The following is a 14,239-nucleotide window of genomic DNA, read 5'->3' on the forward strand; positions in this document are numbered from 1 at the left end:
ATCAATAAACCTTGTAATTTTAGTGATGCACTAATGTCATTTAGCGCATCACTAAATGTTAAATAATATTAATTTAATGCATCACTAACTCGGCAAATCGGTAAACTTTACCTAAAAAGCACAAAAGAAGGGCTTGAGATAAATCGAGCTAACTCGGTAAAAATCATCCAAGAGCTAATAAAGATGCAAAAGAACTACAAAATACTAGAAGTACTACCAAAACAAGGACTAGAACCAAGGCAATTTCTACGCCACTGTTTTGATATCGCTGAACTCACTCCCAGAGAACTGCTGGAAGAAGAAACGGACTCACAATACCGCAAAAAATGTATCACTGTACTATGTGCAGTCTTAGGTGTACAAAGACCAACAGTTCGCAAGTGGGGAAGCGACCTCAACTTTGACGGGATGCCCAACTACTGCAAAGTTTCACTTGCTTACATTCATGCCGCCGAAATCGTGCCAAAACAGCTAAAGAGCATCTTGAGAGGAGAATACAACGCACCGGAAGTAAATGCTCAAACGTTTCTCGAAAAAATACTCCTCCAAGGGTTAAGCGAACAACAAGTATTACAAACTGTCTCTCACGCCAATTTTCGCGCAACTTGTGTCAAAACTCTCACGCAAGTATTACATATTGGCACCAAGTCAGTCCAAGATTGGGGTCAAGATATGTCGTTTCACAAAATGCCCAAAATTCACAAGCACACCTTGGGCTATGCCTTGGCTGCTATCTCCAAATCGTCATCAAAAAATTGGGAAAAAGCCGCCTGACTTATTTAACTAGTCGAATTAGGAAACTTGGTCTTAGAGATTAAGACCGCGTATGCAATATCATGACTACAACAACTTTTGCAAATAATTCATACATCGAGCAGCATCAGGTAGACTCCAATCCTACCACCCACATAGAGCAAAGTACCCTAGAGTACCTCCATACGGCTTTCCTACTCTACGAGTACAAGCAGACTTACACCAAAAAAGAATATCGCGCACTGTTAGAAGAGTACGGCTGGGACAAAGGCAGTTCTGAGGAAAGGCGATCGCTCCGAATTGCCGAGAATTTTCAAGCATTTATCAGTTGCCCAGAACACTTGGCGGTTTTACCAATATCGGTATTACTTCGGTTATGTTCCCATAACTACAAAATCCTAATTGATGAATTTAAAGATATTCCTATTGGTGGATTGACTTGTGGATTAGTGTTAGAACTGATTGAGAAAAGAAGATTATTTCTCAGAGCCATGAATCAAGAAAAAAAAGATGGCAACTGGCGAGCAACACCAGATGGAAATAGATATTACACCTTCGGCAAAATTATGGAGGATGACCACCAAACAGGGGTGTTTACTGAGAAGTTAATAGAGGAATTGGGACTGTCACCACAGCGAATTGTCAGAAAGGCGATCGCTGACTTATATGAAAAGCATCAAGCTGAGATAGCCAAGAATGAAATCGGCTCCTTTGAAGAACTAATCCCTTGTGAACAACTCACTGACACCATAGAAGAATTGATTCCTGCCAACGATGAAAGTGTCGTCAACCCAACAAACCTTGAGGTAATGCAGCGAGAACTTGAAACCTTGTGGCAAAGGGATACAGAAGAATATGACTGCGAAGAATACCTGGAAGAACCTGAAGAGTCAAACATTGACTTTGAAGAAGATGAGATTCAGGCAGTAGAAAGTACATTGGCTGGGATGTTCGGTACAAATGAAGTCCCAGTAAATGATGCAGAAGTCCTCGCAGACATATTGCGGAAAGCTTCAGATTATTCCTCAGTGCGCCGGGGGCTATGGCAATATCAACAAGCTAAAGAAGAAGCTTGGAAGATCCTCTCGGATTCGGAAAGGAAATCTGTATGGCAGATGCTTCCAGAGGCAATCAAAAAGCTTAGTAATGCCAAGCGTGAAGGGTTGATTGTCAATTTTTATGAGATGGAGTCAGGAGGAGTATATAAAGTCTTCACTACAGATTACCCACTAATAGAAGAAACAGTTAGTAATAGTCGGTTAGACAGATGGTTGGCAGACTTGAAAGTTAGGCAGAACTCCGATTCTAATTGATATGTGTTTAACGTAACGCGAAAGTCTCTACCTTCAGCGGATCTTGGTAGGGATTAATAGCGGGAAATTACGAAAACTTCTCAAACATTTTTGTAGCTTGCTTCCCGTAAGGTACTTAGTTCAAACAGTACAGAGAGGATTTGAGCAATTTCCAATTATTCGTTTGGTACTTCTTGAGCTTGTATGTATTGCTTGATTTTTTCAATTGGTGCGCCACCAGTAGAAGCAACATAATATGAACTAGACCAAAAGACAGTTTTCCCATAAAAAGTAGATAAATGCTCTGAAAATTCTTTCTGAATAATTCGGCTAGATTCTGATTTTAGACTACCTACAAGAACAGATAAGTTATTATCTTGGTGAAAATCAATTAGCAAATGAACATGGTCTATTTCACCAGAAAACTCAATTAGTCTACATTTGGTTCTTATGCAGAAATTAGCAAATATTTCTTGCAGCCGTTCCAATATTTGCGTGGTTATTGTTTTGCGTCTGTACTTGGTTACAAATACAAAATGTAGGTGAACAGAAAAAACAGAATGAGAAGCTTTTCTACTAACCACTTGACAAGCCTAGATATCAACTTTAATGTCATATAATAAATCTAAAAGGAGGCAAATAAATCAGTGGCTACAAGACGGATGACTTTCAGGTTATACCCAAATAAGCAAATAGAGCAGTCCTTGCGGTATCACCGAAAGCTCCACAAAGACTTGTACAATGCTGCTATAAATAACCGATTTACTCAATATCAAAAATTCAATCATTCTGTTAGCTATTTTGAGCAACAGAACTGTTTACCTGCATTCAAGGAAGTTTGGACAGAGTATAAAAAAATCAATTCTCAAGCTCTGCAAGCCACGTTGAAGCGTGTTGATTACGCTTTTGAACGTTGGTTCAAAGGTTTAGGTAAACGCCCTAAATATAAGTCAATACGTCACTACTCTGGTTGGACATATCCAGCAAAATCTGGTTATTCTGTAGAATCTGACGGTGAAAATGGGTATTTGAATCTGTCTAAAATTGGGCGGGTTCAGATGAGAGGCAAGGCTAAATATTGGGGAACTCCAACCACTTGCACCATTGTTTTTAGAAAAAATAAATGGTACGCATCTATTACTGTAGATGTTTTAGAACAGGTTCTTAAACCAAATATTTTACCAACTGGTGCTATTGGTATAGATTTAGGTTGTAATTCAGCACTATCAATTACTGATGGGGAGAATCACCAACAGATTGAAGCTCCAAATTTTTTGAGAAATGCTGAACAGCTAATCAAAAAAGCATCTAAGAATAAAAGACGAAAACAAGCACCAAATAGAAAAAAGAAAATAAAAGCTTCTAGAAGATGGAAGAAAGCCCAGGCTGAAGTTAGTAAAATAACTCGTAAAGTTGCTAACCAACGCCAAAATTGGGTTCATCAGGTGACAGCAGAAATAGTCAGCAGTAATAGCCTCGTTGCCACCGAAAAACTAGAAGTCAAGAACATGACCAGTAAGGCTAAAAAAGGTAAGCGCAAAAAACAAAAAGCGGGTTTGAACAAATCAATACTAGACGTTGGTTTTGGAATGTTACGCAGTACCATCAAATACAAAGTAGAGCAAATTGGTGGTGTGTTTGTGGAAGTCCCAACCAAGAAAGTAAAGCCTAGTCAAACTTGCCCTAGATGTGGTCATCAGCACAAGAAAACTCTTGATATTAGAGTGCATAACTGTACTGTTTGTGGGTATACCCAAGACCGTGATATTGCTGCTGCCGAAGTTATGCTTTATTGGGCAAAAGGTAATCTGACGGAGTTAGGAACTAGCTTCGTAGACGCTGAGTCGCCAAGCTCTACCGCAAACACCCGTAAAAAAGCGGGAAGTATGCGGCAACTAGGGGCAAAGAAGCGTCAAAAATCCAAATCTACTGGTCTGGTTTCAGAAACCCAGACCGAGGGCGTAGTAGGTCTGGGTAGTTCATAGCCAAGTGCAAGAAGTTAACATTAATTAACATTAATTAGAATCTCAATGAACTCAACAGCAGCAAACAAAAAAATAGCTGTTAGCCTATTCTCCGGGGTGGGTGGATTTGATTTGGGATTTAAAGCAGCAGGATTTGAAATAGCGATCGCCATTGATAATAATCCCATCGCCCTAGCAACATATCAACATAATTTCCCGCACGCCACAGTCTTATGCAAAGACATTCGGGAGGTGACAGGGGAAGAAATACGCGCCTGTATTCAGGCGAAGTACATAAATTGGGACGGGGAAATTCATACAGTTTTTGGTGGGCCACCATGCCAAGGATTTAGTGTTGCCGGACTGCAAAATGTTGAAGATGAGAGAAACTCATTGGTAGGGGAGTTTGTTCGGCTGGTGTTGGAACTCAATCCTCTTGCAGCAATCATGGAGAATGTGCCGGGGATTGAAAATCAGAAGTTTGGCTGCATTACTGCGAACCTCCAAGCAGTGCTAGAAGAACATTATTTTCTCTCAAAGTGGAACCTGAACGCTTCAGATTACGGGGTTCCGCAAGCTAGAAAAAGGGTGTTTTTTGTTGCATCTAAGTTTGGAGAAATTATACCGCCGGAGCATCAACCTCAACATACAGTTAGAGATGCGATCGCGGACTTGTTGCCAGTCCCCCTACTCCCCAAGCAAAACACTCAAGAATGGCATCTAGATTGGGTGAAGGGAGAATATGCTAAGTATCTTGAAAAAATATTCCCAAATCTTGGTATAGTAACCAACATTTGGACGGGATTCGCAGCGACAACACACGCACCAGAAGTAATTCAGCAATTCATCAACACTCCCCCAGGTGCAAGGGAAGCTAAATCCAAATCAAAGAAGCTGCAATGGGATGGATTCTGCGTGACGTTAAGAGCGGGGAGTGGCAACCGCACTGCATTACGTCCCCTTCATCCAGAACAGCCACGGGTTATATCTGTAAGAGAAGCTGCTCGCTTGCACAGCTACCCCGATTGGTTTAATTTCAGCGAGGCAATACTCCACGCCCAAAAAGAAATCGGAAATTCGGTGCCTCCATTGCTTGCATACGCTGTGGGAATGCAAGTTAGGGAACATCTAGAATGCAATACCACTTATCAAATTAAGTGCCAAAATTGGCAAAACTGCCTATTTTTACCAATTTCTTGCAATTTTAAGAATCTATTCGTTTTTGTCAATGAAATGTTGTCTTTAAGCGGGTTAAGCAAAATCAGCAAAGAGCGACCCCCTCCACGTCTGGAAGAAAGCAAAATTTGGTTACTTGCCTTTAGGTCTGGCGGATAATAAATGATTGATTATTTTAACCGCGAATTGTGTGCGTCACTCTGGGCAAGAAGACCATCAAACAGGCGTACTCACACAGGAATTGATTGACGGATATGGGCTACCCCCCCAAAAATTCTTTGTGATGCGATCGCTGACTATCACACCAAAATCAAATCCCAAGAAAAAGAGCAGTCCCAAGAAGAGACTGCTGAATCTGAAGTGGTTGTGGTTGAGTCGAGTATGCTTCCACAAGTAGAAACATCCCCAACAGAGAGCGAAAAAACTATAGAAGTTAACTCCAGACTAAAACAAAATGAACAAACCAGCACTAGTAACGCTACAGAACGGCAGCCAGTTGGAGAAGAAGTGTTAATGCTGGCAGAAAAACTCAAATCAGCTACCAGTTACTATCAAATTAGAATTGCTATATACAGGCATCTGGCTGTTAAAAATGAAGCTTGGAAGCAGCTTTCTCCAGAAGAGCAGTTAAGAATTTCAAGATTGTTGCCCCAGGAAATATTATCTCTAAAAACAGCCAGAGAATCAGGTTTAATGATTGACTACTATGAGTTATAAACTGGCTGCTTTCAAGTATTTATTGCAGGTGAGGATAAGCCTGTGAGCGTTAGTAAATAAAATGTAATTAGTTGGGTACAAGAGCAAGAAAAGCTCGACTGTGTAACGAAGTAAACTACCACAATCAGCTAACGCTTCAGTCTTAAAAATAATCTCAAAGAAGCATAAATGGGATTGTCAGGAAAAATACCTTCAATTCCTTGCTGCTACATGATTGAGCTATCTCGTCCGCTTGGAAATGAGAAACATCAAGCTCGTTACTACTTAGGTTCATGCGCGAATCTCAAGAAAAGATTTCAGCAGCATCTACAAGGATCTGGAGCAGCATTTACTCGTGCTGCGATAAAACGCGGCATCGAATTCAAAATTGTTTACGTATGGAAGACCTCAAGTAAACAAGAAGCCCGTCAGCTTGAAATTCAACTTAAGCGATATAAAAACCACGCACAATTATTAAGGAGAGTGCAAAATGCCAAAACGAATTCGACAAAAACTAGGTAGATACCATTTAAGACGTAGATTACGTGGAAAAGTTTTGTTATCAAAGGTTACAAGCTTTAGTTGCTATCAACATAACCATCAATAAAAAACCTGTACAACTGCAAGTAAATTCATTCGTAATAACAATATTCAACCACCATGTGTTATCACAGTACTCAAGATATCGGGTAGTGAAGAAAATTTTTTCTTGTCAAACAATGGACTATTTAGTTATAAATATGCCATCGAAAATCACAAATTATTCTCACCAGAAATAGCGTCTGTTGCTAGTTAAAATCAGCTATAATCTGAATCTACTATAGCCTGTCAAATATGGCAGGCTAAAAACGAAAAAGACTTACTTGACCAAGTTTATGAATATAGATGACAGTATTATTAATTTTTGATTTCATATAAAATTTTTGATTGATGATTGCCAGGATTTTATTAATTTTTGCAGTTAAACTGATTCAATTAGCCCTCTAACGAGATAAAATTCGTTTTCGCGCTCCAGTAACATTAATACGCATATTGATAACTTCCTTGCTAGCGCGGTAATATTCAACAGCCTCATCTATTGTCATTCCAGTTTGAACGATATGGAGGGCAGCTTCTTCTGAAATTAAAAGTGCCGGACCTAACCAGTTTGCTTCATCTTCATATTCTTGGTTAAAATTCCGGCATCCGCATTCGTTAAAAACTTCATCTGGCTGGTGTTGAAGGATACCATGACTTATTTCGTGAGAAACATTAGAAGCCTGACGTAGACGGCTGTGAGCGTCATTGTGAACAATTATTCTTTGTGTACCATAAAACACTGTTATCGCAGAAAAACTTTTTATGTCTTTTTCTGTAAAATAGCGAACCTCTTCAGAAATTTCATTTTGAAATTCCGACAGTGGAACAATAGGAATTGCTAAATGTTCAGCAAGCTGCCAAGGGCATAAGGGAGCGTGTGGTTTTAGACCAAGCTCTGCTCGAAACTCCCTGGCATAAGCACTTGCCTCCTTCTTAAAGCCACGACGGAACTTCGCCTTACCTGGCATAAGCATTTGCCTCCTGACTAAAACCACAGCGTAATGTCATCTCATTGATCCTTGCGAAGTTTCTCGTAAGCAGCTTTGATGACAGCTTCCATTGCAGATGCAGCTTCTGGCGTTAAATGGGGATCTGCACGCAAATACGCCGTAATTTTAGCGAGTGGTTCGGATTCGGTTAGAGTATCCTGTTCGCGCTTGATGAAGGAGTCTGCGTTCAGCCCAGACCATGTTAACAAAGCCGCCATACTGTCTACATCTGGTCGTCTACCTTGCGCGATCCGAGTCAAGGTGGACGCACTAACACCAGATTTTTCGGCAACTTGTTTCCATGTCATACGCTTAGACAGCCGTTGGCTGTCCAATGCTGCATAAAAAGCTTCAACATCAAACTGTCCTTTTGCCATTTCATCTCCAATTTCACTCTTGCAATTTTAAATCATGTGTGCAATATAATGGATAAAATTTTACAAGTGAAATCAAAAGTCACTTATGCAACAACAATATGACGAACAATATCGTGGTTGAGCAGATTGAACTGGAAGCGTGGGTCAAGCAGCACGGGGCTGTACAACCACCGCTTGCAAAACACTACTTAGTGCGGATTGATGACCGAAGTTATAAAGTAGACGACCCCGTGATTACGGGAGGGCAGCTGCTTGATGAAGCAAGCAAGAGACCTGTGGATGAGTACCTCATCTTCCAAGTGCTAAACAACGGTCAGTTAGAAGAAATCCGCCTTGATGAAACCGTTGAACTCAGAAAGCCTGGTATCGAGCGATTCATTACTTGGCGCAGCGATCGCTCCTTCCGTTTTGTCATCGACGGTCGGCGATTTGAATGGGGAGCGCCAATTATCACAGGGTTAAAGCTGAAGGAACTTGCTGGCGTTGACCTTGCATCCTATGGAGTTTGGCTTGAACTACGTGGTGCAGAAGACCGCCCAATTGCCGATAACGAATCTGTCGATTTACAAGCACCAGGAGTCGAGCGATTCTTCACTGGTAAAAAGACTACAACGGAGGGTTAAGTAATGAGCTTTTTACCCTCAAACGATCGCCAATACCTGGAAAACAGGGGTTTACCTTTTGAAGAAGTGGTAGATGCCAGTCAAAAGGGCGTTATTTTACGCGAATTTCAGTTACCACTTGGCCGTTTTGATACTAAACAGGCAGATATCCTAATTCTATTGCCGAGCGGATACCCAGATGCACCCCCCGATATGTTTTACCTGCTGCCGTGGGTAAAGCTGGTACAGGGTGCAAAATACCCAAAGGCAGCCGATCAACCACACCAATTTAATGGTCAGAAATGGCAGCGATGGTCGAGACATAACAATGAGTGGCGACCTGGTACAGATGGCATATGGACAATGCTCAAACGGATTGAAAATGCTCTGGAGGTGGCTGCTTGAATACTGTAAGCTTGACATTGCAAGAGCAACACTCAAATTACCTGCACGAATTGCTATTAACCATAGATGGTAAAGAGCGAGCGGCCTATGTCTTGTGTGGACAGGCCGTTATCAATGCCGATCCCTGGGATGGGCAGCCGCACCAAAAATTCATTTCTTATGAAGTAATACCAGTGCCAGAGGATGAAATTGTTTCTTTCTCTGCCAAACACATTACCTGGAAAACGGATTCTTTTGTTCGGGCATTGCAAGCGGCACAAGCAAAAAACCTGACACTAGCCATTTTCCACAGTCATCGAGAAGGCTTGAGAGAATTCTCTATTCAGGATGATACTAACGAACCAGACTTGATTCAACTAGCACAAAACCGCAACGGCTCAGATACACAGATTTTGAGTGTTATCCTAATGCCGGATGGAAATTTGATTGGTCGCCTGTGGGTTAGTTCGGAGGAAGTTATCTCCTTGCGGATGATTCGTGTGATTGGGCAGAAAATCCGTTTGTATTATCCAAACCGGGGGCTGGGGGTTTCTCTTCCAGCATTCCAGCGACAGGCTTTAGCTTTTGGGGAAGCCCTCAATCAAGACTTATCGATGTTGCGTGTTGGGGTCATTGGTTGCGGCGGTACAGGAAGTGCAATCGCCATGTTGCTGCCAAAGATGGGTTTTCGCAACATTGCACTTTTCGATAAAGACATTGTTGAGGACACAAATTTAAATCGGCTACATGGTGCGCGTCAGCCAGATGCTGATGCTATGAGTTCCAAAGTTGAAGTTGTTGCCAAGTCACTTGTGGAGCTTGGACTTGGTGTTCAAGTGAGAACATATCAAGCTTGGATTGGAGAAGCAGACTGCCGCGATCCCCTGAAAGCGTGCGACGTAATTTTTTGTTGCACTGATGACCACACGGGTCGCCTAATGCTGAATAGGTTTGCCTACTACTATGCAACACCTGTGTTTGATATGGGTTTAGCAATTGAGGTTTCTCAAGGGGAAACGCCCAATTTTCAGGCTTTGGATGGTCGCGTCACGGTGCTTGCACCTGCACCAGGACACACTTGTCTATTGTGTCGTGAAGTTATAAATCCTGTTGCTGCAAGGGATGAAGCGTTGAAACGCAGTAATCCTGATGAGTACGAACGCCGCAAGGCAGAAGCCTACGTTATTGGAGAAGGAAACCCCAGCCCTGCCGTTGTTTTATTTACAACGGAGGTAGCAATTATGGCGATGCAGGAACTTGTCCACCGCCTTCAGGGTTTCCGTGGTGAGGATGGTGCAGCAGCTCACAGGGTTCGTAAATTCCATCTGACGACTGACCGTAAACCAGCAGCAATCCCTAATCCCAATTGCCCAGTTTGCGGGACAGCCGGTGCCCAGTGGTGGGGCAGAGGGGATGTTACGCCTTTCCTTAATCTGGTGGAGTAAGGGATGTTTCTTCGCGGTGTAGTTAGACAGTTATTAATCTGGCTGCGTTTTATTCGTCAGCCAGACTTATCAGCACGGATAGTTCCAACACATCCTGCACCTGAGAATATAAAACCAGGGGAGATTTTAGTCGTTGGTGATGCTGAATATCAGAAATGGGCTTGTTTTCGTTGCCCTGGAGGATGTGGTGAAAATATTTTGCTGTCTTTGAATCAAAAGCGGCATCCTTGCTGGGCGATCGCCATTGATTCGTTGGGACGACCAACACTTAATCCTTCTGTTAGGCAGCTTAATGAATGCCACTGCCACTTTTGGGTGCGTCAGGGAGTTGTTGAATGGTGCGCTGATTCAGGACAGAAATAAACCTTATAGTCTCGTTTAGCAGAAAAATCCACTTCTTACTTACTCCTGGGTAAGCAATATTCCCATTGCATGAATTATTTGCGGAGCAACAACTCTATGACGAAGTGTACATGAATTGAGAGGAGAGCGATCGCTCCCCTTACTTTGAGTTAATCACCAGACTGAACGATAAACCGTAAAATTACTACTAACTTTAGTTCGGTTTTTACTACAAGTACAATTGTTCTTTTTAATCAAATATGATTAAAATACAATGTAATAAAGTGCTACATAATAACCTATTGTAAGTCAATATCCGCTAAATTCAGATGAATTTGGTTACGAACTATAGGTAATACCAGTGAGTTTTTTCTGGAAGATAGATTTTGATTCAGATATTGATGGTGGTGGCATATGAAAAGAAATTACCATAGCACTGCGCTATGAATAACCCAATTCAGTAAAGGTAAAAAATATAGATGTTTCCGTTGATTACACACTTTGAAGAACTGCTCAAGAACATTCAACCTCCTCAAGAACGCCTTGATGCAGCACGCGATTTGCCACCCTTAGTGCGTGAGTACATCGCCAAAAGTAAAGATTTTCCCACTGTCTACCCTCACTCTCGACTTGCAGGCTCATACGCCCAAAAAATGGCAGTAGGTGATGTTAAAGATGTAGATACCCTAATACGTGTCCCTGGCGATCCAAAGGCAAATGAACCAGAGGCTAAACGATTAATTCAAGACATGAAAAAGTTGCTTGATGGCTTGCCAAAAGCTTTGGGCTTTGAGGGATATGCAGAAGCGGAAATAGAGGTAGAGCGGGCACGCCGATCCGTCCATGTCTACTTCAAAGGCAAAGACTTCCACCTAGACTTTGTTCCTTGCATTGCACCAGATGGATTCGAGAGTGTGCTTTACGTTCCAGATCGAGGATTCAACAAGTGGATTGCATCGCACCCCATCGGGTATCTCAACTTACTCAATGAGCTACAGGAAAAACACGATCGCAAAGTTAAACCACTTGGCAAGCTTCTGAAGCACTTCCGTGACTGCCAAATGAAAAGCCGCAAACCCAAGAGTTATTGGCTTGGTGCTCTGCTGGTTTATCACATCCAACAGAACACTTTAGATATGACACAGCCATTGGCAGTCCTATTTTACGAGCTTTTGAATGCTATTTACTGCCAATACGATCACCTGCTATATACTAGCAATGTTGCAACCCCAAACCTCCCCGATCCGATCCTTGGTCATAACATCTCTTGGAACTGGAGTCGCACCCACTTTGAAACCTTCATGAGACGGATTAATGAGGGACGGAATTGGGCAGCCAAAGCTTTAGAGACTGATGATCGAGAGAAGGCGATTAAATACTGGCAAAAAATCTTTGGAGAAGAATATTTTCCATCAGAGGTAGAAACCGCTGCGTCTCAATTGGCTAAAGCGGGTTTACCTGGCAAATCTTACGTCAGCTCTACTGGTTTAATTCTGCCCAGCCAACCTGCTTCTGGTTTATACACTTCAACCATTGCAACCAAGTTTCATGGGATTGACCTAGGCTGAATATTCTCAACTGAAACCCACTATCAACCTGGGGCTGCAAAACCTGCACATATTGCACCGATTTCCTGGGTTCGCTTACAGGCGAGAGTGTGGGGTAGCTGTATGGCGAGGCACGCTTCAACCCCGTCAGTTTTCCCCAAAATATCGAGTAGCAATCCGCTACAAACTCAGCTCTTACCCAACCGTTAATGTCATATCTCCCACTCTGGCATCACGACCTCCCCATGTTTGGAAAGACGGAACTTTATGCCTCTACTACCCCAAAGAAAAACCGTGGCAGAAAGATATGCTGCTTGCAAAGACTATCATCCCGTGGACTGCATTATGGTTATATTACTATGAACTGTGGCTAGATACTGGAAAATGGCTCGGACCATCATCACACGCCTCAGATTCAAAACTCCAAAGTTGGAGTTCCAATCCCGTTGAAGGGAATTCTATTTTGGAAAAACTGACTGAGCAGCAAACCGCATGACAGAGAGCGAACATTTGACTCCCTCACTCCTAGAACCACAGTCTCGTGGTGGTGATATTGCTGAAGGTGGCTTTTCCTTTCAGGAACAAGTCATGCTTGCTCGCATCCCTGCTTGGCTAGCACAAGATGGCTTCACAGCTATGATCCGAGAAGGGATTGGAGATGTAGAGGCAAAGTTTTTTGTACCCGGTCGTGGGTTTGCGATAGAATTTCTTGAAGTTAAAGACCATACACTCCAACCATCTAAGTTTTTAAATGAAATTCAACGGTTCCGAGAAGTAGATGCTGGTAGTCCAAACACCTATCAGCAGTTTATACTTGTAGCAGCAGGAGTTTCCAGAGACTTAGAGCCTTTGGTAAATGGATTGCGCCGCGTTCGTAATCCTCAAGATTTTTATGAAGAAAACTCTACAGTCAAAGAAAATTCTTTTAAAGAGTATACCCGCCTAGTCAAAAAAATTGGCGGTACAGAACAAGACGCCTTTTTCATTTTTGAAAAGGTGATAGTAGAGGCAGATTGGAACACTGCAAAATCTCATGGCGAAGCTCTTTTTAAGCAGTCTTTGGCTGACAATCTGAGTGAATATGAAGATTTATCTTTTAGAACTTTTGATAATATTTATAATCACTTAGGTACATTTATACGACAGCGCAAGAATCAAAATATTACCCGCAAAGAGTTAGAGACAAAATTACGGGAAAAAATTCCTCCCAGTCAACTACCAGCCCTTAGTCCCATCCTGATTTACACAGCCATTGCCTCTGAAAATAACCCAGAGCATCATGGATTGTGTTTCGATTGGGCCCCTTTTTCTGGTGGTGAAACTCGTGCGATTGCCCCATCCCAACAGTGGAATCGCTTACTCATTGAACTACAGGATACTCGAAGCTGGATTGAAAAGTATAGAAATACTAAGCGAATCAGGCTTGCTGGCAATCGTCGTCTGGCAGCATGTCTTGCAATAGGATCTGTCTTCTCAGCTGTTAGGGGCTACGCAATTGAAATGGAATACCGTGAAGAGGTATGGGCAACAGATGCTCATCCCACTCAAGAAACCCCCGTTTATCCTTTGGCTCATCAGATGATAGGCGGAACAGGAACCCGCTTGGTTGTTAGCATAGGTATTCTTCGAGATATTATTCCTGAAGTCGAAGTCAATCTGGAGAAGTATGGACTCACAGGTGAGCCACTGCTTCACATTAGAGGAGAGCATCCTATTATTTCTCCACAACATGCCAACAATGCCGTTGGAGGCATTAAAAAATTAATTGTCAATAACTTAGTGTGCATAGGCGGTAAAGAAATCCATTTATTTTTTGCTGGGCCTGCTCATCTCGCTCTTTTTCTGGGACATCGCTTGGATGCTACAGCACCAATTACTTGCTACGCATGGGTATCTAATGGTCAATACTCTAAAACATTCCAACTCTTCTCAGGAATTTCCAGCTAAATTTGCTGAAGCCGGGGCAACGCATCTAAATATTGATGGGCAGAACCAAGAAAGAGTGGTGGAGACATAACCGTAAGCTACTGGAAACAATTATCATAAAGATACCGGAAATCACAGTTACCACTGAGTGCGACTGTTAATATAAA

17 protein-coding genes and 1 pseudogene are annotated in these 14,239 nt (G+C 42.2%); 15 read left to right on the top strand and 3 right to left on the bottom strand.

Annotation, left to right across the window (positions count from 1 at the left end; translation table 11 throughout):
• Positions 1-183 precede the first annotated feature (183 nt).
• Both V7K62_RS11100 and V7K62_RS11105 read left to right on the top strand, forming a co-directional pair.
• Positions 184-774, top strand: coding sequence for a hypothetical protein (locus V7K62_RS11100; RefSeq protein WP_334863975.1), 591 nt, complete (start codon positions 184-186; stop codon positions 772-774).
• Positions 775-836: 62 nt separating this feature from the next.
• Positions 837-2,066: a hypothetical protein gene (locus tag V7K62_RS11105; protein WP_334863976.1), complete on the top strand. Its 1,230-nt coding sequence runs from the start codon at positions 837-839 to the stop codon at positions 2,064-2,066.
• Between the two features lie 155 nt (positions 2,067-2,221).
• Here V7K62_RS11105 and tnpA read toward each other — a convergent pair whose 3' ends face one another.
• A complete protein-coding gene (gene tnpA, locus V7K62_RS11110; RefSeq protein WP_334863977.1) occupies positions 2,222-2,629 on the bottom strand; it encodes an IS200/IS605 family transposase in 408 nt (135 codons plus the stop codon).
• Between the two features lie 63 nt (positions 2,630-2,692).
• On the opposite strand from tnpA, the gene V7K62_RS11115 reads away from it, so the two are divergent.
• From V7K62_RS11115 to V7K62_RS31510, 6 genes and pseudogenes are all read left to right on the top strand, one after another.
• Complete coding sequence (locus tag V7K62_RS11115) at positions 2,693-4,030, top strand: RNA-guided endonuclease InsQ/TnpB family protein (protein ID WP_442937255.1); 1,338 nt, start codon at positions 2,693-2,695, stop codon at positions 4,028-4,030.
• A 45-nt stretch (positions 4,031-4,075) separates the two neighbouring features.
• On the top strand, positions 4,076-5,344 hold the full coding sequence (locus V7K62_RS11120; RefSeq protein WP_334863978.1) for a DNA cytosine methyltransferase: 1,269 nt from the start codon (positions 4,076-4,078) through the stop codon (positions 5,342-5,344).
• A 7-nt stretch (positions 5,345-5,351) separates the two neighbouring features.
• Entirely contained in the window at positions 5,352-5,582 is a 231-nt protein-coding gene (locus V7K62_RS11125) for a hypothetical protein (RefSeq protein ID WP_334863979.1), read from the top strand.
• Positions 5,567-5,902 carry a hypothetical protein gene (locus V7K62_RS11130; RefSeq protein WP_334863980.1) on the top strand — a complete coding sequence of 112 codons (336 nt, stop codon included), beginning with the start codon at positions 5,567-5,569 and terminating at the stop codon, positions 5,900-5,902. The genes V7K62_RS11125 and V7K62_RS11130 overlap by 16 nt, the downstream gene beginning before the upstream one ends.
• 210 nt (positions 5,903-6,112) lie before the next feature.
• Positions 6,113-6,403, top strand: coding sequence for a GIY-YIG nuclease family protein (locus tag V7K62_RS11135; protein ID WP_017314034.1), 291 nt, complete (start codon positions 6,113-6,115; stop codon positions 6,401-6,403).
• Positions 6,404-6,500: 97 nt separating this feature from the next.
• Positions 6,501-6,677: pseudogene (locus V7K62_RS31510) on the top strand (DUF3155 domain-containing protein); the annotation flags it as partial.
• A 187-nt stretch (positions 6,678-6,864) separates the two neighbouring features.
• On the opposite strand, the gene V7K62_RS11140 reads toward V7K62_RS31510, so the two are convergent.
• Together V7K62_RS11140 and V7K62_RS11145 are read right to left on the bottom strand one after the other, a co-directional pair.
• Positions 6,865-7,428 (bottom strand): ImmA/IrrE family metallo-endopeptidase, encoded by a 564-nt coding sequence (locus tag V7K62_RS11140; protein WP_334863981.1) that lies wholly within the window; start codon positions 7,426-7,428, stop codon positions 6,865-6,867.
• A gap of 41 nt (positions 7,429-7,469) precedes the next feature.
• Positions 7,470-7,826 (bottom strand): helix-turn-helix domain-containing protein, encoded by a 357-nt coding sequence (locus V7K62_RS11145; RefSeq protein ID WP_015186451.1) that lies wholly within the window; start codon positions 7,824-7,826, stop codon positions 7,470-7,472.
• A gap of 98 nt (positions 7,827-7,924) precedes the next feature.
• Between V7K62_RS11145 and V7K62_RS11150 the strand changes: the two genes are divergently transcribed.
• From V7K62_RS11150 to cap4, 7 genes are all read left to right on the top strand, one after another.
• Complete coding sequence (locus tag V7K62_RS11150) at positions 7,925-8,449, top strand: multiubiquitin domain-containing protein (RefSeq protein ID WP_334765617.1); 525 nt, start codon at positions 7,925-7,927, stop codon at positions 8,447-8,449.
• Positions 8,450-8,452: 3 nt separating this feature from the next.
• Positions 8,453-8,833 (top strand): E2/UBC family protein, encoded by a 381-nt coding sequence (locus tag V7K62_RS11155; RefSeq protein WP_334863982.1) that lies wholly within the window; start codon positions 8,453-8,455, stop codon positions 8,831-8,833.
• Complete coding sequence (locus V7K62_RS11160) at positions 8,830-10,257, top strand: ThiF family adenylyltransferase (protein WP_334863983.1); 1,428 nt, start codon at positions 8,830-8,832, stop codon at positions 10,255-10,257. The genes V7K62_RS11155 and V7K62_RS11160 overlap by 4 nt, the downstream gene beginning before the upstream one ends.
• 3 nt (positions 10,258-10,260) lie before the next feature.
• On the top strand, positions 10,261-10,620 hold the full coding sequence (locus tag V7K62_RS11165; RefSeq protein ID WP_015186453.1) for a DUF6527 family protein: 360 nt from the start codon (positions 10,261-10,263) through the stop codon (positions 10,618-10,620).
• 458 nt (positions 10,621-11,078) lie between these two features.
• Complete coding sequence (locus V7K62_RS11170) at positions 11,079-12,167, top strand: nucleotidyltransferase domain-containing protein (RefSeq protein ID WP_334863984.1); 1,089 nt, start codon at positions 11,079-11,081, stop codon at positions 12,165-12,167.
• A 52-nt stretch (positions 12,168-12,219) separates the two neighbouring features.
• Entirely contained in the window at positions 12,220-12,642 is a 423-nt protein-coding gene (locus V7K62_RS11175; protein ID WP_334863985.1) for a hypothetical protein, read from the top strand.
• Entirely contained in the window at positions 12,639-14,093 is a 1,455-nt protein-coding gene (gene cap4 / locus V7K62_RS11180) for a CD-NTase-associated endodeoxyribonuclease Cap4 (protein ID WP_334863986.1), read from the top strand. Before V7K62_RS11175 ends, cap4 begins: the two co-directional genes overlap by 4 nt.
• Positions 14,094-14,239 lie beyond the last annotated feature (146 nt).

This window comes from Nostoc sp., from assembly GCF_036917935.1.
GTDB lineage: Bacteria > Cyanobacteriota > Cyanobacteriia > Cyanobacteriales > Nostocaceae > Nostoc.